This is a genomic window from Citrobacter sp. Cf132, assembly GCF_030333885.1.
Lineage (GTDB): Bacteria > Pseudomonadota > Gammaproteobacteria > Enterobacterales > Enterobacteriaceae > Citrobacter > Citrobacter freundii.
This window is the reverse complement of the sequence record NZ_JAOWFA010000071.1, coordinates 609042-630798: the sequence shown is the minus strand read 5'-3', so window position 1 is coordinate 630798 and position 21757 is coordinate 609042. Positions and strand designations below refer to the sequence as shown.

Genomic DNA, 21757 nt, shown 5'->3' with positions numbered 1-21757 from the left:
CGGTTATGTCAGGGGAGTAACAAAATGGAGCGGAGTGATGTTGCGGAACGCACAAAACGTTCCGCAAAAAAGTTTATTGGCTAACAGGCTGGATGTCGTGGATGCGAATAAATCCTAACCTCTCTGGAGTGAGGCCATTTATCTGCAACGGAATGTCTACGTCGCTGGGAGCAAGAATACTCGCCGGAGCGTTGACCAACTGGTTGTGAACGTTCACTTCCTGATAATTGTCCGTGGTGCCCTGAATTTGCCCGTACTCGACGGTGGCGCTAAAGGCGGGTAAAGGCGTGTTGGATTCACCCTGAATCCGTAGCGTCAGGCGCGTACCATCCGCGTTCGGCGCAATGTTTACCAGCGACATGCGTAAAGTGCCAATCTGGCTCTCTAGTCGTGCCGGGGTTTTGGAACCCGGTAGCAGATAGACGCCGCTGGTTGATTTTGCATTCAACATATTTTGTTGCGTAATTTTTACTGTTTCCTGATTAAGCTGCGTCATCTCTTTATTCAATGTGCTAACGCTTTGATGCATCTGGCGTACTTCGCTTTGCTGTGCGCAGGCACTAAGACTAAAGAGACTTCCCACCAGGAGAATTCTTAGGTAACGTCTTGTCATTGTGATTACTTCCTTCATTGTCGCGATAGCATAATGGTAGTGTGGACTGAGCACGAAGGCATCGATCCTTTGTCTCAAAAGCGCAGTGCCTTTGTTGTCACGGCAGTTCAGGGTAAAATAGATTCTGTTAACCACTGAGGTACAGGACGCCGTATGCATTGCCCATTCTGTTTCGCCGTAGACACTAAGGTAATTGACTCTCGTCTTGTAGGCGAGGGCTCCTCGGTACGCCGCCGTCGGCAGTGTCTGGTCTGTAACGAACGTTTCACCACTTTTGAAGTGGCTGAACTTGTCATGCCGCGCGTTGTGAAAAGCAACGACGTGCGTGAACCCTTTAATGAAGAAAAGCTGCGTAGCGGCATGCTCAGAGCGCTTGAGAAACGGCCTGTTAGCGCGGATGACGTCGAAATGGCGTTAAACCATATCAAATCACAGCTGCGTGCGACTGGTGAGCGTGAGGTGCCGAGCAAGATGATTGGCAACCTGGTGATGGAGCAGTTGAAAAAGCTCGATAAAGTCGCCTACATCCGCTTTGCCTCTGTCTACCGGAGTTTCGAAGACATCAAAGAATTTGGCGAAGAGATTGCTCGCCTACAGGACTAAGCCATGCAGGATGAATTGTACATGGCGCGTGCGCTGAAGCTTGCTGCGCGCGGACGTTTTACCACTCACCCCAACCCCAACGTGGGCTGCGTGATTGTGAAGGATGGGGAGATCGTCGGTGAAGGATATCACCACCGTGCGGGCGAACCGCATGCCGAAGTTCATGCTCTGCGGATGGCTGGAGAAAAAGCGCAAGGGGCAACGGCCTATGTGACGCTTGAACCCTGTAGTCATCATGGTCGCACGCCGCCGTGTTGCGATGCGCTGATTGCGGCGGGTGTATCGCGTGTGGTTGCGGCGATGCAGGATCCCAATCCGCAGGTCGCAGGACGTGGGCTCTACCGTTTGCAGCAGGCGGGCATCGACGTCAGCCACGGGCTGATGATGAGCGAAGTTGAGCAACTGAATAAAGGCTTTCTCAAGCGTATGCGTACGGGATTCCCGTATCTGCAGCTTAAGCTTGGCGCGTCGCTTGATGGCCGTACGGCGATGGCCAGCGGTGAAAGCCAGTGGATTACCTCACCACAGGCGCGCCGCGATGTGCAACGTTTGCGCGCGCAAAGCCATGCCATTTTAACCAGCAGTGCTACGGTGCTGGCAGACGACCCTCAGCTTACCGTGCGTTGGTCGGAGCTTGGGGAGTCAACTCAGGCGAGTTACCCGCAGGAAGAGCTGCGCCAACCAATCCGCATTGTTCTGGATAGCCAGAATCAGGTCACGCCGGAGCACCGTATTGTGCAACAGCCTGGAGAAACCTGGATTGTCCGGACTGAAGACGACCCCGGTAGCTGGCCGGAGACGGTTCGTAGCCTGAAGGTGCCGGAACATAACGGGTATCTGGATCTGGTGGTGCTGATGATGCAACTGGGCAAACAGCAAATTAACAGTATTTGGGTTGAAGCAGGCCCAACGCTCGCGGGGGCATTATTACAGGCCGGTTTGGTCGATGAGCTAATCGTGTATGTTGCGCCTAAACTGTTAGGCAGCGATGCGCGAGGATTATGTGTGCTTCCAGGCCTTGAGAAACTGGCTGACGCACCCCATTTTAAATTCAATGAGATACGCCAGGTGGGCCCGGACGTTTGCCTGCATTTAACGACTGCGTGAGGCTTTCTGATTTAGAGGAAGCAGCGCACAGAATATTATGATAAAATCCGCCCCCCTTACGGGGCCATAAATCGAACCCGAAGGAAGAATATGAACATTATTGAAGCTAACGTTGCTACCCCGGACGCTCGCGTCGCCATCACCATTGCGCGTTTCAACAACTTTATCAATGACAGCCTGCTGGAAGGTGCTATCGACGCCCTGAAACGTATTGGCCAGGTTAAAGATGAAAACATTACCGTTGTTTGGGTTCCAGGTGCATATGAGCTGCCGCTGGCCGCTGACGCACTGGCAAAAACCGGTAAATACGACGCGGTAATTGCGCTTGGTACGGTGATCCGTGGCGGTACCGCGCACTTCGAATATGTGGCTGGCGGTGCAAGCAATGGCCTGGCGCATGTCGCTCAGGACAGTGGCATTCCGGTAGCCTTCGGTGTTCTGACCACCGAAAGCATTGAACAAGCCATCGAACGTGCTGGCACCAAAGCCGGCAACAAAGGCGCAGAAGCTGCACTGACTGCGCTTGAAATGATTAATGTATTGAAAGCCATTAAGGCCTGATTTTTGTAAGGGGAAATCCGTGAAACCTGCTGCTCGTCGCCGCGCCCGTGAGTGTGCCGTCCAGGCGCTCTACTCCTGGCAGTTGTCCCAGAACGACATCGCTGATGTTGAATACCAGTTCCTGGCGGAACAGGACGTTAAAGATGTCGACGTTCTGTATTTCCGCGAACTGCTGTCCGGGGTGGCGACTAACAGCGCGTACCTGGATGGATTAATGAAGCCTTACCTGTCTCGTCTGTTAGAAGAGCTGGGTCAGGTAGAAAAAGCCGTACTGCGTATTGCGCTGTTTGAACTGTCTAAACGTAGTGATGTGCCGTACAAAGTGGCCATCAACGAAGCGATTGAACTGGCGAAAACCTTCGGCGCTGAAGATAGCCATAAATTCGTGAACGGCGTACTGGATAAAGCAGCACCTGTGATTCGCCCCAACAAAAAGTAATCCCGAGGCCGGCTGGATGGTGGAACCTGTTTCTGCTGTCCCCGGCTTTTTCTTTTTTTTCTGCTGAGGCATAACGTATGGCATGCGGCGAGTTTTCCCTGATTGCCCGTTATTTTGACCGCGTAAGAACGTCTCGTCTTGATGTCGAAACCGGTATTGGTGACGACTGCGCACTTCTGAATATCCCTGAAAAACAGACGCTGGCGATCAGTACAGATACGCTTGTGGCTGGCAACCACTTCCTCCCCGACATTGATCCCACCGATCTCGCCTGGAAAGCACTGGCGGTGAATTTGAGCGATCTGGCGGCGATGGGGGCCGATCCTGCGTGGTTGACACTGGCACTCACGTTACCTGACGTTGATGAAGCCTGGCTTGAAGCCTTCAGCGATGGCCTGTTTGAACTGCTTAATTACTATGATATGCAGCTGATTGGCGGTGACACCACGCGTGGGCCACTGTCGATGACGTTGGGTATCCATGGCTACGTCCCCATTGGGCGGGCCTTAAAACGCTCTGGTGCGAAGCCGGGGGACTGGATTTATGTTACCGGTACGCCGGGAGACAGCGCGGCGGGGCTGGCGATTTTACAGAATCGGTTGCAGGTTGGAGATGCAAAAGACGCAGACTATCTGCTTAAACGCCATCTGCGTCCCACGCCGCGTATTTTACAGGGACAAGCCCTGCGCGATCTGGCCAGTGCGGCTATCGATATCTCCGATGGCCTGATTTCCGATCTGGGGCATATCGTTAATGCCAGCGGCTGTGGCGCGCGGGTTAACGTCGATGCGCTGCCTTACTCCACGGCATTCGCCCGGCACGTTGAGCCGGAACAGGCCCTACGCTGGGCGCTCTCGGGCGGTGAAGATTATGAGTTATGCTTTACCGTACCGGAAATTAACCGTGGTGCGCTGGATGTGGCGCTGGGAAATCTCGGCGCAGCGTTTACCTGCATTGGGCAGATGAGCGCAGACGTGGAAGGCATTCACTTTACGCGCGATGGAAAATTCGTCACGTTTGACTGGAAAGGATATGACCATTTTGCCGCGCCTTAAAAAAGATGTCGCCAAAAGCCGCCTGAGTATGCGCAATCCGTGGCATCTGTTAGCCACCGGTTTTGGCAGCGGGCTGAGCCCAATTGTTCCTGGCACGATGGGATCGCTGGCGGCGATCCCTTTTTGGTATTTAATGACCTTTCTACCGTGGCAGCTGTATTCACTGGTGGTGATGTTATCTATCTGTATCGGCGTTTATCTGTGCCATCAAACGGCGAAAGATATGGGTGTGCACGATCACGGTAGTATTGTCTGGGACGAGTTTGTCGGGATGTGGATTACCCTGATGGCGCTGCCGACCAATGACTGGCAGTGGGTTGCCGCCGGATTTGTGATTTTCCGTATTCTGGATATGTGGAAGCCGTGGCCGATTCGTTGGTTCGATCGCAACGTGCATGGCGGGACGGGGATCATGATCGACGATATTGTGGCCGGAATACTCTCTGCCGGAATTTTGTATTTTATCGGTCATCACTGGCCGGTAGGTATCATTTAACCCTTTGGGGGGCTGTTGTAGGCCCGATAAGCGTCGCGCCATCGGGCAATCAGTGCCGGATGCGCTATGCTTATCCGGCCTACAATTAGCCATCGCCAATACTTATTTAAATCCCACCACCGGATGCTGTTTGTACGGCGTTTCCAGCTCGGCAATCTGCTCTGGCTTCAGCGTTAAATCCACCGCATTGAGCAACTCATCCAGCTGTTCCTCGCGTGATGTACCAATAATTGGTGCTGCCACACCCGGTTTGCTCAGCAGCCAGGCCAGCGCAACCTGCGCGCGCGTTACGCCCAGTTCCTCACTGACGCCGGTCAGCCGTGCGGCGATTTGCGCATCGTTTTCATCGCTCTCGTTGTACAAATTTTTACCGACTTCATCGGAAACCAGACGTGCTGTCGTTTCTCCCCATGGGCGCGTCAGGCGTCCACGTGCCAGTGGACTCCAGGGGATCACTGCCACGCCTTCCTCGTAGCACAGTGGCAGCATTTCGCGTTCTTCTTCGCGGTAGATCAGATTGTAGTGATCCTGCATGCTAACGAACTGCGCCCAGCCGTGTTGCTTCTGTAAGGCCAGCGCCTGAGCAAATTGCGAAGCGTGCATGGAGGAGGCGCCGATATAGCGCGCTTTACCGGCTTTCACGACGTCGTTTAGAGCCTCAAGGGTTTCTTCAATAGGTGTGTTGTAATCCCAGCGGTGAATTTGCAGGATGTCGACATAGTCCATACCCAGACGTCTGAGGCTGTCGTCGATTGATCGCAGGATTTGTGCGCGGGATAATCCTTCTGCTAAATCATCAACCTGGTGAAAAACCTTGGTAGCGACCACGACATCTTCGCGGCGGGCGAAATCACGCAGCGCGCGACCGACAATCTCTTCGCTACTGCCAGCGGAGTAGCTGTTGGCGGTATCGAAAAAGTTAATGCCGCCCTCAAGGGCGTGTTTGATTATCGGGCGGCTGCTTTCTTCAGGTAGCGTCCAGGCGTGATTGCCGCGATTAGGCTCGCCAAACGTCATGCAGCCCAGGCAAAGGCGGGAGACCCGTAGGTCGGTTTTTCCTAAGATGTTGTATTTCATCAATCCACTCCTGCTTAGCTCGTGATGAATTAAGCATAGCAGGAGCGGGGAGGGGATTATGCCAGCCAGGCCTTGATTTTGGCCTCAATTCCGACGGCATTCAGACCCAGATCGGCGCGAGCTTCATCCTGAGTTCCCTGCGGGATGAAGAAGTCTGGTAGGCCAATGTTCAGCACCGGGACGGGCTTACGATGGGCCATCAGCACTTCGTTTACACCGCTGCCAGCACCACCCATAATGGCGTTCTCTTCAATGGTAACCAGCACCTCGTGTTGGGCAGCCATTTCAAGGATCAACGTTTCATCCAGGGGTTTCACAAAACGCATATCGACCAGCGTGGCGTTCATCGACTCTGCGACCTGAGCGGCTTCCGGCATCAGGGTACCGAAGTTGAGAATTGCCACTTTCTCCCCGTGACGTCTCACTATACCTTTCCCGATAGGCAGTTGTTCCAGCGGGGTCAACTCTACGCCCACCGCGTTACCTCGCGGATAACGCACGACCGTTGGACCGTCGTTGTAGTGATAGCCGGTGAACAGCATCTGGCGGCATTCGTTTTCATCACTCGGGGTCATAATGACCATTTCCGGGATGCAGCGCAGGAAGGAAAGATCGAACGCCCCTTGATGGGTTTGTCCATCTGCGCCAACAATTCCTGCCCGGTCAACGGCGAACAGAACTGGCAGTTTCTGGATGGCGACATCATGCAGCACCTGATCGTAGGCGCGCTGCAGGAAGGTCGAGTAAATAGCCACGACCGGCTTATAGCCGCCAATCGCCAGACCGGCAGCAAACGTCACCGCGTGCTGTTCGGCGATCGCCACATCGAAGTAGCGGTCCGGGAACTTACGTGAAAACTCCACCATACCGGAGCCTTCGCGCATCGCCGGGGTGATTGCCATCAGCTTATTGTCTTTCGCTGCGGTTTCGCACAGCCAGTCACCGAAGATTTTTGAATAGCTCGGCAGGCCGCCGCTGCTTTTCGGCAGGCATCCGCTGGATGGATCGAATTTTGGTACCGCGTGGAAGGTGATTGGATCTTTTTCTGCCGGCTCGTAACCACGACCTTTTTTGGTCATGATGTGCAGGAACTGCGGGCCTTTCAGATCGCGCATGTTCTTCAGTGTGGTGATAAGCCCCAGTACGTCGTGACCGTCCACCGGACCTATATAGTTAAAGCCCAGTTCTTCAAACAGCGTACCCGGCACAACCATGCCTTTAATGTGTTCTTCGGTACGTTTGAGCAGCTCTTTAATCGGCGGCACGCCGGAGAAGACTTTTTTCCCGCCTTCGCGCAGCGAGGAGTAGAGTTTGCCAGAGAGTAGTTGCGCCAGATGATTGTTCAGCGCGCCAACGTTCTCTGAAATCGACATTTCATTGTCGTTGAGGATAACCAGCATGTCGGGCTTAATATCGCCTGCGTGGTTCATCGCTTCAAACGCCATCCCGGCGGTGATAGCGCCGTCGCCAATCACACATACGGTACGACGTTCTTTGCCTTCTTTCTCAGCGGCAACCGCAATACCGATACCTGCGCTAATGGAGGTTGAAGAGTGCCCAACGCTCAGTACGTCATACTCGCTCTCACCGCGCCACGGGAACGGATGCAAACCGCCTTTCTGACGAATGGTGCCGATTTTATCACGGCGTCCGGTCAGTATTTTGTGCGGGTAAGCCTGATGTCCTACATCCCAGATTAACTGGTCAAACGGGGTATTGTAGACATAGTGCAGCGCGACGGTGAGTTCCACCGTGCCCAGACCAGAGGCGAAGTGCCCGCTGGAACGGCTTACGCTGTCGAGCAAATAGCGGCGCAGTTCGTCGCAAAGCTTTGGCAGGCTCTCTTTTGGCAGTAGACGTAACTCCTGGGTGGAGTCGACCAGCGCCAGGGTCGGGTATTTGGCTATATCAAAACTCATCGCAAGCTCATGGGATATGTTGGTTTATTTATCACGCTGGATTATGTAGTCCGCTAGCGCTTCCAGTGCCGAGGTATCGAGTGACTGTGCGGCCAGCAAACTTAGCGACTGGCGGGCATCCTCGATTAAATCCCGGGCTTTATTCTGGGCTTGCTCAAGACCCAGAAGTGCAGGATAGGTACTTTTGCCAAGCTGCTGGTCAGCACCCTGACGTTTACCCAATGTTGCAGTATCGCCTACCACATCCAGGATGTCATCCTGAACCTGGAAGGCCAGACCGATGCTTTCTGCGTATTTGTCGAGTATTGCCAGGCATTCTCGCCCTTTATCGCCTGCGCTTAATGCTCCCAGACGTACGGCGGCGCGAATCAATGCCCCGGTTTTATGGCGGTGAATACGCTCCAGCGCATCCAGCTCAACCTGATGACCTTCAGCTTCCAGATCCAGCGCCTGACCGCCGCACATACCGGCGATACCGCTGGCCTGAGCCAGTTCAGAGATCATCGCGATGCGGTCACGGTCAGATACTTCCGGCATTGGAGCGTCGCTGATAATGGAGAATGCCAGCGTTTGCAGCGCATCTCCGGCCAGGATCGCGTTTGCCTCACCAAATTTTACGTGGCAAGTCGGCAGACCGCGGCGCAGGTCATCGTCGTCCATCGCGGGTAAATCATCGTGCATCAGCGAATAGGCGTGAATGCATTCGACGGCGGCAGCGGGAGCATCAAGCGTACTCAGGCTGACACCAAACATCTGACCGGTCGCATACACCAGGAACGGGCGCAGGCGTTTACCGCCTAATAATGCGCCATATTGCATGGTTTCGACCACGGGAGTGTTCTGAAAGGGCAGTGGCGCGATAAAACGGCTCAGTGCCTGGTTGGCCTGCTCAACGCAAGCCTGTAGCTGCTGCGTAAAATCCATTTACTCATTATCCGGTGTAAAAGGCGTAAGGGCCGCGTCTTCAGTATCTGACAGCAGGATTTGTACGCGCTGTTCAGCCTGTTGCAATTTGACCTGTCCTTGACGCGCCAACTGTACGCCGCGTTCGAATTCGTTCAACGCTTCTTCTAACGGCAGGTCGCCGCCTTCCAGACGGGTAACAATTTGTTCCAGCTCGCTCAGCGCGGTTTCAAAACTGGCGGGCGCTTCATTTTTCTTCGGCATAATGAATGTCTGACTCTCTGTATTGGCAGCACAAGACTATGGTAACGGACTCGCACTGATAAGCAAATAACGCGCAATGTGCACAGTAGCCGCGTGATGGTGATATACTTGCGCGCCTGGATGCAGTCGCGGGTATGGGCTGCTGTATTTTTTTCCATTACAAGTCATTCAGACTTGCCTAAGAACCATTGCCGCCATGAAGTTTATCATTAAATTGTTCCCAGAAATCACCATCAAAAGCCAATCTGTGCGTTTGCGCTTTATAAAAATTCTGACAGGGAACATTCGTAACGTTTTAAAGCACTATGATGAAGACCTTGCTGTTGTCCGTCACTGGGATCACGTTGAGGTTCGCGCTAAAGATGAAAGCCAGCGCCTGGACATTCGCGACGCGCTGACCCGTATTCCGGGGATCCACCACATTCTCGAAGTAGAAGACGTGCCGTTTACCGATATGCACGATATTTTCGAGAAAGCACTGGTGCAGTATCGCGATCAACTGGAAGGTAAAACCTTCTGCGTACGCGTTAAGCGTCGTGGTAAGCATGAGTTTAGCTCCATTGAGGTGGAACGTTATGTTGGCGGTGGACTGAACCAGCATATTGAATCCGCGCGCGTGAAGCTGACGAAGCCGGACGTGACGGTTAATCTTGAAATCGAAAACTACCGTCTGTTGCTGGTTAAAGGCCGCTATGAAGGTATTGGCGGTTTCCCAATTGGTACGCAGGAAGACGTACTGTCGCTGATCTCCGGTGGTTTCGACTCCGGCGTGTCAAGCTACATGCTGATGCGTCGCGGCTGCCGCGTGCACTACTGCTTCTTCAACCTTGGCGGGGCAGCGCATGAAATCGGTGTTCGCCAGGTGGCGCATTACCTGTGGAATCGCTTCGGTAGTTCGCATCGCGTGCGTTTTGTTGCTATCAACTTTGAACCGGTGGTCGGTGAGATCCTGGAGAAAGTTGATGACGGCCAGATGGGCGTGGTTCTCAAGCGTATGATGGTTCGCGCGGCGTCGAAAGTCGCTGAGCGCTACGGCGTACAGGCGCTGGTAACCGGTGAAGCACTGGGTCAGGTGTCCAGTCAGACGCTGACCAACCTGCGTTTGATCGATAACGTATCAGACACCCTGATCCTGCGCCCACTTATCTCTCATGATAAAGAGCACATCATCAATCTGGCGCGTGAAATTGGCACCGAGGATTTTGCTCGTACCATGCCGGAATACTGCGGTGTAATTTCAAAAAGCCCGACGGTGAAAGCGATCAAAGCAAAGATTGAGGCCGAAGAAGAAAACTTCGATTTCTCTATCCTCGATAAAGTGGTTGAAGAAGCGAACAATATTGATATTCGCGATATCGCCCAGCAGACGCAGCAAACCGTGGTAGAAGTGGAAACCGTGAGCGGTTTCGGCCCGAACGATATGATCCTGGATATCCGTTCTGTGGATGAACAGGATGATAAACCGCTGAAGGTTGACGGCGTGGACGTCGTTTCTCTGCCGTTCTACAAGCTGAGCACCAAATTCGGCGATCTGGACCAGAGCAAAACCTGGCTGCTGTGGTGTGAACGCGGGGTGATGAGCCGCCTGCAGGCGCTTTATCTGCGCGAGCAGGGCTTTGAGAACGTGAAGGTGTATCGCCCGTAATTGAGTAAACACCGTGTTGTAGGCCGGATAAGGCGGTTACGCCGCCATCCGGCAATGCAACGATATTATTCAAAACGCACAGGAAGCGTCTTCCCGTTCGACTCCCAGACGCCCTGATAAACCCCGTCTTTTAAATCCAGTGTTATTTTCTCTTGCGATTGTTCAGCTGCAGACGTCTTCAGTTCATAATGTTGATTATCGGCTGTATCGCACTTACCGGTTAATTCAATCGGTGCGCCAAATTTCTGGTAAAAGTAAGCCCCGTCAAAAAAATCACCGTATTTGCACTCCACCTTCAACACAATACGCATGCTTTTCCCCAGCGTGCCGTACATGACTTTGCCGTCAATGCCGGGCGCTGGCGAAACCGGTGTTGTACTCTTTGCGCCAGTCAGATACTGGCCGTACGGCGTGAGCCGATTTTGCAGTTCCGCGGTTGGGATTTTCGTGGTGAAATCACCCAACTCGTCGAGTGCGCGGCTGGCGTGGTTGCTACAGCGCCCGTTCAGGAAAGCCAGATGGTCTTTTTGCAGGGAGAATTTGTCGATGTAGTACAAACCATCGGTGTAGGTTGCGCACGATGCGTAGAATTCGATGTAGTTGAAAACTTCACCTTTCTCTTCTTTTATTTGTTCTGGTGTTTGCGAATTATGCGCCGTAACAAAGGTATCAATCTGGCCACGGATATCTTTTCTGATACGGGTGTTTAATTCACCCATCGTGGAGCGGGAGAAAAGATCGTTAAGGGTAATGGCTGCGCCGCTGGCTAAATCAAAGCTGATCGGCACATTGAACGACTCGCAATATGCCCCGCAGCCTTCGACAAACATGTTCAGAGTTAGAACTTTGGCGTCGCGATACTCAACCGTGTAGTCAAGGTTTGCGGTGGGGTTTCTCTCTGATTTCGCAAACTGGTTCACTGTTGTTTGTGGATTATTACCCGGTAGCTGATTGATAAAGCTTGCGAAAATATAATCGTTAATACGTTTCGCAACCTTGGGGTTATCCGTCGAGGAAAACCATGGCACGCGATATTGCATTTCAGTGCTTCCGGGATAGCGATACTCAATACTCTTTATGTCGAGTTGCGTCGCAGTGGCATAACCGGAAAGGAGCAGTAAAGCCACTCCACTTAGATATCCTTTCATTATGATTCCTTATAAGGGAGTGGCCTGAAGATTTATTCGTAGTAGTTATAGATTCCCGCTGCCATCACCAGTTGTGACGCAACTTCGTAAGCCTTTTCACGACTGACCAGAAGATCAATGATTTTCAAACCGAAATCGATTGAGGTACCCGGTCCCTGGCTGGTTAACAAGTTGACGCGTGGATCCCACACGACACGCTTGTCCTGCCATTGATCCGCGGGGATCTTGTCTTTCAGCGCCGGGTAGCCGGTCATGTTACCGATGGGAAAAATGTCGTGTGGGACGAGGACGGTCGCGGCAGCGGCGCAGATTGCCGCGACAATGCGTCCGGAGCGATGAAACTGCTTCACGGTTTCGACCAGCAGAGGGCTGTCGCGAAAGCACTCGGCGCCTTTGACACCACCGGGCAGTACGATAATGTCGAAATCGCCGTCAGCTACTTCGACTAATGGCGCATCCGCCAGCAGTTTCACACCGCGCGAGCACACGATCGTCAGGTTGCCATCGCTGGCGACGCTGGCGGTTGTGACCTTAATTCCGCCGCGAACCAGTAGATCGATAGTAGTAACCGCTTCGGTTTCTTCACTACCAGGGGCGAGACATACCAGTGCTTGAGCGCTCATACTCACTTTCCTTTCTTTTAACCATTTCAAACAGGCGGGCATTTTCCGGAACGGCGATGCCGTGCGCGCGTGCACGTTTTAACAAATAACCGGTAATGTAGTCGATCTCGGTATGACGCATGGCGCGAATGTCCTGCAGCATAGATGAGATATTTTCCGCCGTACTGTCAATCACTTGCTCGACATAATAGCGTAAATCATCCGCTGATGTGTGGTGGCCTTCGCGTTCGATCACCGCTGCCACTTCCTCACAGATGAGCGCTATTTTTTCGGGATGATGGCGTAGCTCACCGTTTGGGCAATCCCATAATGCGGTCAGCGGGTTAATGACGCAGTTGACGGCCAGCTTGCGCCACAGCTCGGCGCGAATGGTGTTGTGCCAGGCGACGTCCGGCAGCACCTCTTGCAGGGTTTCAGCCAGATAGCTGAAATCGCCGTCTTGCTCACGCGCCGGCCCAATACGCGTTGTTCCCTGAGCGACATGAATGATGACGTTCCCGTCACGGCGTGCTGCGTGGGTGGTGGTTCCCATCAGCAAGGGTTGCTTAATGTTATGTAACTCTTCAATCGTCCCCATGCCGTTGTGAATAAGCAGAATGGGCGTGGTTTCAGGCAGAATTGCAGACAGGCCTTTTACCGCATCAGAAACTTGCCAGGCCTTCAGAGTGACCAGCAGCAGGTCGCTTTTTGCCAAAAAGTCGGGGTCGTTTGCCGTCAGGGATTCATTAAAAACTGAGCCATCCGTGTCGATCAGGTTTACGCTGCAGTAGGGTTGCGGTACGCGCAGCCACCCTTGCACCTCATGTCCATGTTTGCACAGCGCTGTAAGCCATAGCTGTCCTAACGCTCCACATCCCAGTACGGTAATTTTCATTCTTCCTCCTCACCTGCAACAGCACCAGGTGTTAATCCATATCGACCGCACCCTATTATTGTTCGCAGATGTCGCTACCACGTACAATGAAAGGATACAGCCTAGTATAGCGCTGTCTGTTGAGTAACTTTGCAGGTATTATGCTTCGCATCAAAAATGAAGGGAGAGGAAAAGATGCCATCTTTCGATATTGTCTCTGAAGTTGATCTTCAGGAAGCCCGTAACGCGGTGGATAACGCCAGCCGTGAAGTCGAGTCACGCTTTGATTTTCGTGGCGTTGAAGCCACTTTTGAGCTGAATGAGTCAAATAAGACGATTAAGGTGCTGAGCGAGTCTGATTTTCAGGTTAATCAGCTGCTGGATATTTTGCGTGCCAAGCTGCTGAAACGCGGTATTGAAGGCACCTCGCTGGACGTACCAGAAACTTTCGTGCACAGCGGTAAAACCTGGTTTGTTGAAGCTAAGCTGAAGCAGGGCATTGAAAGCGCGGTGCAAAAGAAAATCGTTAAGCTGATCAAAGACAGCAAGCTGAAGGTGCAGGCGCAGATTCAGGGTGAAGAAATTCGTGTGACCGGTAAGGCGCGCGACGATCTGCAATCCGTCATGGCGCTGGTTCGCGGCGGCGATCTCGGTCAACCGTTCCAGTTCAAGAACTTCCGCGATTAAGTCGTAATGTCTGATCCGGCCTACAGGTAGCACACGCTATTGGTAGGCCGGATAAGACGATAGTCGCCATCCGGCAATCATCACGCCTGGCTGATGGTCTGCTCAACCTCAAATCGATTGGTGACTTTGCTGTCGATTTTCACGTAGGCCGAATGCTCTTTCGCCACAATTAACACTTCGCTTATTCCTTCTTTTGCCAGCAGGCGCTGCTTTAACGTGTCATCTGCGGCAATTTCTGGTGGAATTTCCACACGCAGGCTGCTGACGTACGGTGGCTCTTTCATTGTGCTTGCCACAATCAACCAAACTGCCGCCAGCAGCGCACCGGCCAGAAATACGGCCTGACCATCAAACATTTCAACCACCCAACCGCCGAGCGAACCGCCAATCGCCACGCCAAGAAACTGGCTGGTGGAGTAAACACCCATTGCCGTGCCTTTGTAACCCGCAGGCGATTCTTTGCTGATAAGCGAGGGGAGGAGGGCTTCCATCAGGTTAAAGGCGAGGAAGAAGATCTGCACGCCCGCAATCAGCCCCCAGAAACGAATGTTAGCGCTCCACAATACAATCTCTGCAATAAGGATCAGGAACACGCAGGCGAGGAATACGCGTTTCATCCGGCGCTTTACTTCGGCGTAAATGATGAACGGCACCACGGAAACAAAGGACAGCAGCATCGTCACCAGATAAATTTTCCAGTGTTCTGCGGCGGGGAAACCGGCTTTCGCCAGTTGTCCTGGTAACGCGACGAAAGTGGACATCAGCAAAATATGCAGGCACATGATGCCAAAGTTAAGCTTCAGCAGTTTGGGCTCCGCCAGCACTTTGCTGAAGCTGCCTTTTACCATGCCCGACTCGCGGTTTAGTACGTGGCTGGTGCTATTGGGAACGACCCAAATGGTCAGCACGATACCCGTGGTGGCAAGGGCGGCAATCATCCAGAACAGCGCGTGTAGCCCCAGCGCATGGGTAACGATTGGCCCTAGCACCATCGCAATGGCAAAGGTGATACCAAAGCTGACGCCGATAAACGCCATCGCTTTGGTGCGGTTTTGCTCGCGGGTTAAGTCGGAAAGCAGCGCCATCACGGCGGCAGCAATCGCGCCAGAGCCTTGTAGGGCGCGGCCTAGAATAATTCCCCAGATTGAATCGGAAAGGGCGGCAATTACGCTGCCGAGAACAAATACCGCCAGCCCACCGACAATAAGCGGCTTACGGCCGATGCGGTCAGAGAGCAAACCAAAGGGGATCTGGAAGACGGCCTGCGCCAGGCCATAAATGCCGATGGCAAGGCCTATCAGCGCTTCACTGGCGCCCTGTAGCGCCATGCCGTATGTGGTCAGAACCGGTAGAACCATAAACATGCCAAGCATGCGCAACGAGAATACGGTCCCTAAACCCCAGGTGGCGCGCAACTCACCGGGCGTCATTTTGTAATCGTTCATTCCCACCTCTGTATTAATTTCGCGCCTAGTGTAAAGCGGGGAAGGAATGGGGTAAACCTCTACGATATGTGGAATTGTGTAGCGCGGAAACTTAAATAGTTACAGTTGCAACTAATTTACTTGCGATAATTACAGGTGTAGTCTTTTTGTGGTTATTTCTAATGGAAAGAGGGAAAAGGAAAATGGCGATTCCAGGCAATATGTGGATTTATGACGATGGTGGCGCGCTGATTAAGGGCGGGTGTGACGTAAAGGGAAGAGAATACAGTATTGAATTTAAAGGTTTTCATCACAATCTCTCTATTCCAACTGATAATGCAACGGGTAAACCAACAGGCACACGCCAACATTCACCGATGATGATCGTCAAAGAGTTTGACTACTCGAGTCCCTATTTATACAAAGCGGTCGCTTCTGGTCAGAATCTTAAGTCTGCAGAGATTCGTTGGTACAAAATCAATGATGCCGGTCAGGAAGTGGAGTATTTCAACATGCTGCTCGAGGGCGTGCGGATTGTCTCGGTCTCTCCGACGATGGCTGGGCCAGAAGACAAAAACAACAATCACCTTGAAACCATAGAGTTACGCTACGAAAAAATCACATGGAAGCATTGCGACGGGAACATTATCTATACCGACGCATGGAATGACCGGCAGACGGCATAATGGGTGATTGAATGGACATAACTGAAGAAGCGAATGGAACCTATTGGTATCATGGTCACGCTAACGTAACGTCGGGTGAACTGTTTGATTTGATATTCATCGAGCAGTTGGCCGATTCCTTAGGTATCACCACGGAAGCTGTTACGCTGGTTTTGATCGGCCAACCATTTATTCCTGTCAAAGGAAAACTATCAGCAGCCACAAACACCCCAGGCACTAGTATTGCATCAATTCTATGTAGAAAACTTCTGAAAGGGGCTCGGTTCCCGTTTGGTTTAAGACTACACGCTCCTATGGGGAAGTTTTCCAAATTAAAGATGGTTCCAACAAACCAAATAGCAACTTACTTAGGCCGTTGGGTTCCTTTTATCGGGCATGCTCAGTTAATCGTGCTTTTGTTCGCGGTGACAAAACATACCCGCGATAAATACAACCTCATCGCGCGACCCAAAGATCGCATACAGTGGACATCTTTCTGATGAGAAATTATGAAGCTGAAGTTATTGAGTACATCATGAAGAATTACCCAATCAGGGAACGCTGGTTTAGACCTGGTCTTAGGCAGGTTACTAAAGAATGGACTCTGGAGGATGATTTTCAGTTTGTTCCGGAAGATGCATATGATTTTTTAGCTGATTTATTTGAACATTTTGATATTGAATATTCGAATTTTGATGGGAGGAATTATATTGAACAAGAATACCCTTTCTGGAAAAAAGAGCCTCCCGATATTGAGTTAAAACCTCTGACAGTTGGGATGATTATTGAGTCAGCAAAGGCCGGGAAATGGCTATATGATTGAATAGCTTTCTTGCCAATAAAAAGGGTGCCGAAGCACCCTTTTCGTATCAGCAGATTTTACCAGACGTAAGTCAGCAGGTTCTGCGAGTTTGGCACCATAAAGTCGACGGACATCATCACGGAAAGCGCGGTAATGGCGATGATGGAGAAGCCGAACAGCTTGCGCGCCCAGACTTTGTCATCTTCCACTTTATAACCGCGCAGCGCCATGCCCAACCACCAGACGCTCACCGCCGCAGCAACAATCAGGTATTTATAACCTGCATAGCCGCCCAGGGTTAGCATCAGCGTGGCGATAGCAAATGCGATGATATACAGCGTGATATGGTTTTTCGCGACTGAAATGCCTTTCACCACCGGCAGTACTGGGATGTTGGCAGCCTGATAATCCTTAAAGCGGAAAATCGCAATCGCGTAAGAGTGCGGCATCTGCCACAGGCTGAAAATAGCCAGCAGAATCAGCGCACCGCTATCGAACTCACCGGTTACGGCGCAGTAGCCAATCACCGGCGGCGCAGCGCCGGAGAGTGAGCCAATCAGCGTGCCATAAACGGAATGGCGCTTCATGTACAGGCTATAGACGCCCACATAGACCACGAAGCCCATTACCCCCAGCCAGCAGGCCAGAGGGTTCGCGCCAAACCACAGCAGCATAAAGCCAGCAATACCCAGCAGGGTGGCGTATACCAGTGAGACCGCAGGGGAAATCAGACCTTTAACCAGCACGCGGTTTTTGGTCCTCTCCATCTTCCTGTCGATATCCCTGTCGATGTAGTTGTTAAATACACAACCCGACGCCACAACCAGTGACACCCCAACCAGCGTGTAGATAAACAGGGGATAATCAATGCTGCCTTTCGAGGCCAGCAGGAACCCCCCAATCACCGAGATCAGGTTGCCAAAGATGATGCCTGGTTTCGTTACTTGCAGGTATTGCTTAAACATCATAATCGCCGCTCTTAGTGCATCATCATGTTGTAGTTAAGGTTCCACATAATCCAGATGGAGCCCACAACCAGGATGGCGATGATTAGCACAGTAAAGACAAAGGCCGTCATGTTCCAACCTTCATCAGATTTGCTATTCATGTGCAGGAAGCACACCAGGTGCACCAGAATCTGTACCACTGCCATTGCCAGAATAGTTCCCAGAATGACGGCCGGAGAGGCAGAACCTGTCATCACCATCCAGAACGGAATAACCGTCAGGATGATCGACAGGATAAAACCTGTCATGTAGGTTTTTACGCTGCCATGGGATGCGCCGCCGCTCTCGTTAGCATGACTCATTACATCGCCCCCATCAGATAAACAACAGTGAACACACAGATCCATACCACATCCAGGAAGTGCCAGAACAGGCTCAGGCACATGATGCGGGTACGGTTAGTACTGGTCAGGCCGCGACGAGCGACTTGCACCATCAGAACTGCCATCCAGATAAGACCGGAGGTGACGTGCAGACCGTGCGTGCCGACCAGCGCGAAGAACGCAGACAGGAAACCGCTACGATCCGGGCCCATGCCGTTAACAATCAGGTGATGGAATTCATAGAGTTCCATCCCGATGAATCCGGCACCGAACAAGAAGGTCAACGCCAGCCATGAGATAACCTGGCTCTTGTTGTTCTTGTACATGGCAATCGCTGCCATGCCGTAAGTAATGGAGCTGAATAACAGCAGGAATGTTTCAACCAGAACGAACGGCAGTTCAAAAATGTCCTTACCTGTCGGGCCACCTGCGGTGCCGTTCACCAGAACGGCATAGGTTGCAAACAGAATAGAGAACAGAATGCAGTCGCTCATCAGGTAGATCCAGAATCCGAAGATCTTGGTCTGGCCTGCATCGTGGTGCCCGTGTTCGTGCGCGTGGGCAGTCGCGTGCGTTAAAGTATCAGTTGCCATTTTTCAGCCCTGCCTTAGTAATCTCATCGAAATGCTGGTTTTCCAGTTTTTCGACTTCCGGGACCGGCACGTAGTAATCCACGTCTTCATCAAAGCTTTTCACAATCCAGCTGATGATCATGCCTGCGAAGCTTGCAATCGCCAGCCACCAGATATGCCAGATCATGGCGAAACCAAACAGTGTTGCGAAGGCGGTAATGACGATACCGGCACCGCTGTTCTTCGGCATATGAATTTCTTCATAGTGCGCAGGCTGCTTGTACGCTTCACCTTTTTCTTTCATTTCCCAGAAGGCATCACGCTCGTGAACGTGCGGCACAACGGCAAAGTTATAGAACGGAGGCGGGGAAGAGGTTGCCCACTCCAGCGTACGACCACCCCATGGGTCACCGGTCAGGTCACGGTTCTGCTCGCGGTCGCGAATAGAGACGTAAATCTGAATCAGCTGGCACAGGATACCCAGTGCAATCAGCGCGGCACCGCAGGCGGCAACGACCAGCATCGGATGGAACTGTGGGTCAATCTGCTGGCTGAGACGACGGGTCATACCCATGAAGCCCAGCACGTACAGCGGCATAAATGCCACGAAGAAGCCGATGATCCAGAACCAGAATGCGCGTTTACCCCAGGTTTCGTTCAGCGTGAAGCCAAACGCTTTTGGCCACCAGTAGGTCATACCTGCGAAGCAGCCAAATACGACGCCGCCGATGATAACGTTATGGAAGTGCGCAATCAGGAACAGACTGTTGTGCAGTACGAAGTCCGCACCCGGCACCGCCAGCAGTACGCCGGTCATGCCGCCGACTGAGAAGGTGACGATAAAGCCAATCGTCCACAGCATCGCTGAGTGGAATACGATACGGCCCTGATACATGGTGAACAGCCAGTTGAAGATCTTCACCCCGGTCGGGATGGCGATAATCATGGTGGTAATACCGAAGAAGGCGTTTACGTTAGCGCCTGCACCCATGGTGAAGAAGTGGTGCAGCCAAACAACGAACGACAGAACGGTGATACACACGGTTGCCCACACCAGCGAGGTGTAACCAAACAGACGTTTACGTGAGAAGGTTGCCGCGATTTCGGAGAACACCCCGAAGACCGGCAGAACCAGGATGTACACTTCCGGATGGCCCCAGGCCCAAATCAGGTTGATGTACATCATCATGTTGCCGCCCATATCGTTGGTAAAGAAATGGGTACCCAGATAGCGATCCAGGGTCAGCAACGCGACGGTAACCGTCAGGATTGGGAAAGAAGCGATAATCAGGATGTTCGCGCACAGAGACGCCCAGCTGAATACCGGCATCTTGAACATGGTCATTCCTGGCGCACGCATCTTAATGATGGTCACAAAGAAGTTGATACCGGTCAGGGTTGTACCAATACCGGACAACTGGACTGCCCATATCCAATAATCGACCCCGACGCTTGGACTGTACTCTATTCCCGAAAGTGGTGGATACGCTAGCCAACCGGTCTGCGCGAATTCACCCACGCCCAGAGACAGGTTAACCAGGATTACGCCGACAACGGTGAACCAGAAGCTCAGGTTGTTCAGGAACGGGAATGCAACGTCACGTGCGCCGATCTGCAACGGAACCACCAGGTTCATCAGACCGATAACAAATGGCATTGCCACGAAGAAGATCATAATCACGCCGTGAGCCGTGAAGATCTGATCGTAGTGGTGAGGAGGCAGGAAGCCCGCTTCACCTGCAGAAGCCAGCGCTTGCTGACTACGCATCATGATGGCGTCGGCAAAGCCACGAATCAACATGACGATTGCGACGATGACATACATGATGCCAAGGCGTTTGTGGTCAACCGAAGTCAGCCACTCTTTCCACAGGTAGGTCCACTTACCGAAGTAAGTGATTAGGCCCAGTAAGGCCGCACCACCGATGATAATGGCAGCGATCGTAACCATGACAATGGGTTCATGGAACGGCACTGCATCCAGCGTCAATTTTCCGAACATCGTATTCTTCCTCGGCCCCTTAGTGAGCGGATTCCGCGTGGCTCATGTCCATGCCTTCCATGCCTTCGTGTGCGCTGTGCTCACCTTCGGGTTGGGTCATGTCCATGCTCTTACCGTGAGCCATAAATTTGTTAATAACATCTTTAAACAAATCGGGTTTCACGTTGGAGAAGTATTCCACCTGGTTGTATTCGCTTGGCACAGCCACTTTCTCGAACGCAGCCATGTCGCTCATGGTGTTCGTGGACTGTTTAGCTTTAGCAACCCATTGGTCGAATTCGGCGCGGTCCTTTGTTGCGATAGCCTTGAACTTCATACCGGAGAAGCCTGGTCCGCTATAGCTTGCGGAGATACCATCATAAGTACCGACTTCGTTGGCGATCAGATGCAGTCGAGTCTGCATACCGGCCATGGCATAAATCTGGCTACCCAGACGCGGGATAAAGAAGGAGTTCATCACGGAGTTGGATGTCACTTTGAACTCAACCGGAGTATTCGCCGGGAAGGCGATTTCATTCACGGTAGCGATACCCTGTTCCGGATAGATGAAGAACCATTTCCAGTCCATGGAAACCACTTCGATGGTAATGGGCTTCTCGTCATGCGCCAGCGGTTTGCTTGGCTCAAGAGCGTGAGTGGTTTTCCAGGTCAGAACGGCAAGGAAAATGATGATTAAGATCGGCACCGTCCAGACCACAGCTTCCACTTTATTGGAGTGTGACCAGTTCGGGCTGTACTTCGCATCTTTATTGCTTGCACGATACTTCCAGGCAAAACCAACAGCCATCAAGATGGCAGGAATAACGACAATCAACATCAGGCCAAATGCCGTCAGTATCAGTGAACGTTGTTCCAGTCCAATCTGTCCTTTAGGGTCAAGCAGCGCAGAATTACAGCCACTGAGTAACGCAGTGCCTGCAATTAATGACAACCATCCCAAACTTTTATTGTATTTCCTGAGTCTCATTT

At 52.3% G+C, this 21757-nt stretch carries 25 protein-coding genes; 11 read left to right on the top strand and 14 right to left on the bottom strand.

The features are described 5' to 3' along the window. Nucleotides 1–73: 73 nt before the first annotated feature. Complete coding sequence (locus tag OGV85_RS23565; protein WP_061547930.1) at nucleotides 74–613, bottom strand: SadB/YajI family lipoprotein; 540 nt, start codon at nucleotides 611–613, stop codon at nucleotides 74–76. 153 nt (nucleotides 614–766) lie between these two features. Between OGV85_RS23565 and nrdR the strand changes: the two genes are divergently transcribed. The 6 genes from nrdR to pgpA all read left to right on the top strand — a co-directional run bounded on the left by nrdR (nucleotide 767) and on the right by pgpA (nucleotide 4874). After that, nucleotides 767–1216 (top strand): transcriptional regulator NrdR, encoded by a 450-nt coding sequence (nrdR, locus tag OGV85_RS23560; RefSeq protein ID WP_003021571.1) that lies wholly within the window; start codon nucleotides 767–769, stop codon nucleotides 1214–1216. 3 nt (nucleotides 1217–1219) lie between these two features. Next, on the top strand, nucleotides 1220–2323 hold the full coding sequence (gene ribD, locus OGV85_RS23555) for a bifunctional diaminohydroxyphosphoribosylaminopyrimidine deaminase/5-amino-6-(5-phosphoribosylamino)uracil reductase RibD (RefSeq protein ID WP_061547923.1): 1104 nt from the start codon (nucleotides 1220–1222) through the stop codon (nucleotides 2321–2323). Nucleotides 2324–2413: 90 nt separating this feature from the next. Further along, entirely contained in the window at nucleotides 2414–2884 is a 471-nt protein-coding gene (gene ribH / locus OGV85_RS23550; protein WP_003021575.1) for a 6,7-dimethyl-8-ribityllumazine synthase, read from the top strand. Nucleotides 2885–2903: 19 nt separating this feature from the next. Next, nucleotides 2904–3323: a transcription antitermination factor NusB gene (nusB, locus tag OGV85_RS23545; RefSeq protein ID WP_000801129.1), complete on the top strand. Its 420-nt coding sequence runs from the start codon at nucleotides 2904–2906 to the stop codon at nucleotides 3321–3323. Nucleotides 3324–3400: 77 nt separating this feature from the next. Beyond that, nucleotides 3401–4378, top strand: coding sequence for a thiamine-phosphate kinase (gene thiL, locus OGV85_RS23540; protein ID WP_061547924.1), 978 nt, complete (start codon nucleotides 3401–3403; stop codon nucleotides 4376–4378). Then, the gene (gene pgpA / locus OGV85_RS23535; protein WP_003021578.1) at nucleotides 4356–4874 is read left to right on the top strand and encodes a phosphatidylglycerophosphatase A; all 519 of its coding nucleotides are present in this window, start codon (nucleotides 4356–4358) and stop codon (nucleotides 4872–4874) included. Before thiL ends, pgpA begins: the two co-directional genes overlap by 23 nt. 102 nt (nucleotides 4875–4976) lie before the next feature. Here the strand turns inward: pgpA and yajO are convergent, their stop codons facing one another. Genes yajO through xseB form a run of 4 tightly spaced genes read right to left on the bottom strand, consistent with a single transcriptional unit; the run spans nucleotide 4977 to nucleotide 9037 of the window. Next, nucleotides 4977–5951 (bottom strand): 1-deoxyxylulose-5-phosphate synthase YajO, encoded by a 975-nt coding sequence (yajO, locus tag OGV85_RS23530; protein ID WP_003835964.1) that lies wholly within the window; start codon nucleotides 5949–5951, stop codon nucleotides 4977–4979. Between the two features lie 56 nt (nucleotides 5952–6007). Then, entirely contained in the window at nucleotides 6008–7870 is a 1863-nt protein-coding gene (gene dxs / locus OGV85_RS23525) for a 1-deoxy-D-xylulose-5-phosphate synthase (RefSeq protein ID WP_003021581.1), read from the bottom strand. 24 nt (nucleotides 7871–7894) lie between these two features. After that, nucleotides 7895–8794, bottom strand: a complete 900-nt coding sequence (gene ispA, locus OGV85_RS23520; RefSeq protein WP_003021584.1) for a (2E,6E)-farnesyl diphosphate synthase — start codon at nucleotides 8792–8794, stop codon at nucleotides 7895–7897. After that, nucleotides 8795–9037 (bottom strand): exodeoxyribonuclease VII small subunit, encoded by a 243-nt coding sequence (gene xseB, locus OGV85_RS23515; protein WP_003021586.1) that lies wholly within the window; start codon nucleotides 9035–9037, stop codon nucleotides 8795–8797. A gap of 196 nt (nucleotides 9038–9233) precedes the next feature. Between xseB and thiI the strand changes: the two genes are divergently transcribed. Then, the gene (thiI, locus tag OGV85_RS23510) at nucleotides 9234–10682 is read left to right on the top strand and encodes a tRNA uracil 4-sulfurtransferase ThiI (RefSeq protein ID WP_286554080.1); all 1449 of its coding nucleotides are present in this window, start codon (nucleotides 9234–9236) and stop codon (nucleotides 10680–10682) included. Nucleotides 10683–10747: 65 nt separating this feature from the next. Here the strand turns inward: thiI and OGV85_RS23505 are convergent, their stop codons facing one another. Genes OGV85_RS23505 through panE form a run of 3 tightly spaced genes read right to left on the bottom strand, consistent with a single transcriptional unit; the run spans nucleotide 10748 to nucleotide 13327 of the window. Next, entirely contained in the window at nucleotides 10748–11830 is a 1083-nt protein-coding gene (locus OGV85_RS23505; RefSeq protein ID WP_061547925.1) for a hypothetical protein, read from the bottom strand. A 32-nt stretch (nucleotides 11831–11862) separates the two neighbouring features. Then, nucleotides 11863–12453 (bottom strand): protein deglycase YajL, encoded by a 591-nt coding sequence (gene yajL / locus OGV85_RS23500; protein ID WP_057063754.1) that lies wholly within the window; start codon nucleotides 12451–12453, stop codon nucleotides 11863–11865. Further along, the gene (gene panE, locus OGV85_RS23495; RefSeq protein WP_003021593.1) at nucleotides 12416–13327 is read right to left on the bottom strand and encodes a 2-dehydropantoate 2-reductase; all 912 of its coding nucleotides are present in this window, start codon (nucleotides 13325–13327) and stop codon (nucleotides 12416–12418) included. Before panE ends, yajL begins: the two co-directional genes overlap by 38 nt. Before the next feature lie 174 nt (nucleotides 13328–13501). On the opposite strand from panE, the gene OGV85_RS23490 reads away from it, so the two are divergent. Further along, nucleotides 13502–13993 carry a YajQ family cyclic di-GMP-binding protein gene (locus OGV85_RS23490; protein WP_003831002.1) on the top strand — a complete coding sequence of 164 codons (492 nt, stop codon included), beginning with the start codon at nucleotides 13502–13504 and terminating at the stop codon, nucleotides 13991–13993. An 80-nt stretch (nucleotides 13994–14073) separates the two neighbouring features. Here OGV85_RS23490 and OGV85_RS23485 read toward each other — a convergent pair whose 3' ends face one another. Continuing rightward, entirely contained in the window at nucleotides 14074–15438 is a 1365-nt protein-coding gene (locus OGV85_RS23485) for an MFS transporter (protein WP_048219489.1), read from the bottom strand. 182 nt (nucleotides 15439–15620) lie between these two features. Between OGV85_RS23485 and OGV85_RS23480 the strand changes: the two genes are divergently transcribed. From OGV85_RS23480 to OGV85_RS23470, 3 genes are read left to right on the top strand one after another with little or no spacing between them, the layout of a single operon-like run. After that, on the top strand, nucleotides 15621–16103 hold the full coding sequence (locus tag OGV85_RS23480; RefSeq protein WP_003021598.1) for an Hcp family type VI secretion system effector: 483 nt from the start codon (nucleotides 15621–15623) through the stop codon (nucleotides 16101–16103). A gap of 11 nt (nucleotides 16104–16114) precedes the next feature. Next, on the top strand, nucleotides 16115–16582 hold the full coding sequence (locus OGV85_RS23475; protein WP_286554075.1) for an STM2901 family protein: 468 nt from the start codon (nucleotides 16115–16117) through the stop codon (nucleotides 16580–16582). After that, nucleotides 16582–16905 (top strand): DUF1493 family protein, encoded by a 324-nt coding sequence (locus OGV85_RS23470; RefSeq protein ID WP_005125159.1) that lies wholly within the window; start codon nucleotides 16582–16584, stop codon nucleotides 16903–16905. The genes OGV85_RS23475 and OGV85_RS23470 overlap by 1 nt, the downstream gene beginning before the upstream one ends. A gap of 56 nt (nucleotides 16906–16961) precedes the next feature. On the opposite strand, the gene cyoE is transcribed toward OGV85_RS23470, so the two are convergent. From cyoE to cyoA, 5 genes are read right to left on the bottom strand one after another with little or no spacing between them, the layout of a single operon-like run. Then, nucleotides 16962–17852 (bottom strand): heme o synthase, encoded by an 891-nt coding sequence (gene cyoE / locus OGV85_RS23465; RefSeq protein ID WP_003835956.1) that lies wholly within the window; start codon nucleotides 17850–17852, stop codon nucleotides 16962–16964. Nucleotides 17853–17863: 11 nt separating this feature from the next. After that, on the bottom strand, nucleotides 17864–18193 hold the full coding sequence (locus OGV85_RS23460; RefSeq protein WP_003021607.1) for a cytochrome o ubiquinol oxidase subunit IV: 330 nt from the start codon (nucleotides 18191–18193) through the stop codon (nucleotides 17864–17866). Further along, complete coding sequence (locus tag OGV85_RS23455; RefSeq protein WP_003021608.1) at nucleotides 18193–18807, bottom strand: cytochrome o ubiquinol oxidase subunit III; 615 nt, start codon at nucleotides 18805–18807, stop codon at nucleotides 18193–18195. The genes OGV85_RS23460 and OGV85_RS23455 overlap by 1 nt, the downstream gene beginning before the upstream one ends. Then, nucleotides 18797–20788 carry a cytochrome o ubiquinol oxidase subunit I gene (gene cyoB / locus OGV85_RS23450; protein WP_003021610.1) on the bottom strand — a complete coding sequence of 664 codons (1992 nt, stop codon included), beginning with the start codon at nucleotides 20786–20788 and terminating at the stop codon, nucleotides 18797–18799. Before cyoB ends, OGV85_RS23455 begins: the two co-directional genes overlap by 11 nt. 19 nt (nucleotides 20789–20807) lie before the next feature. Next, nucleotides 20808–21755: a cytochrome o ubiquinol oxidase subunit II gene (gene cyoA, locus OGV85_RS23445; RefSeq protein WP_003847580.1), complete on the bottom strand. Its 948-nt coding sequence runs from the start codon at nucleotides 21753–21755 to the stop codon at nucleotides 20808–20810. Nucleotides 21756–21757 lie beyond the last annotated feature (2 nt).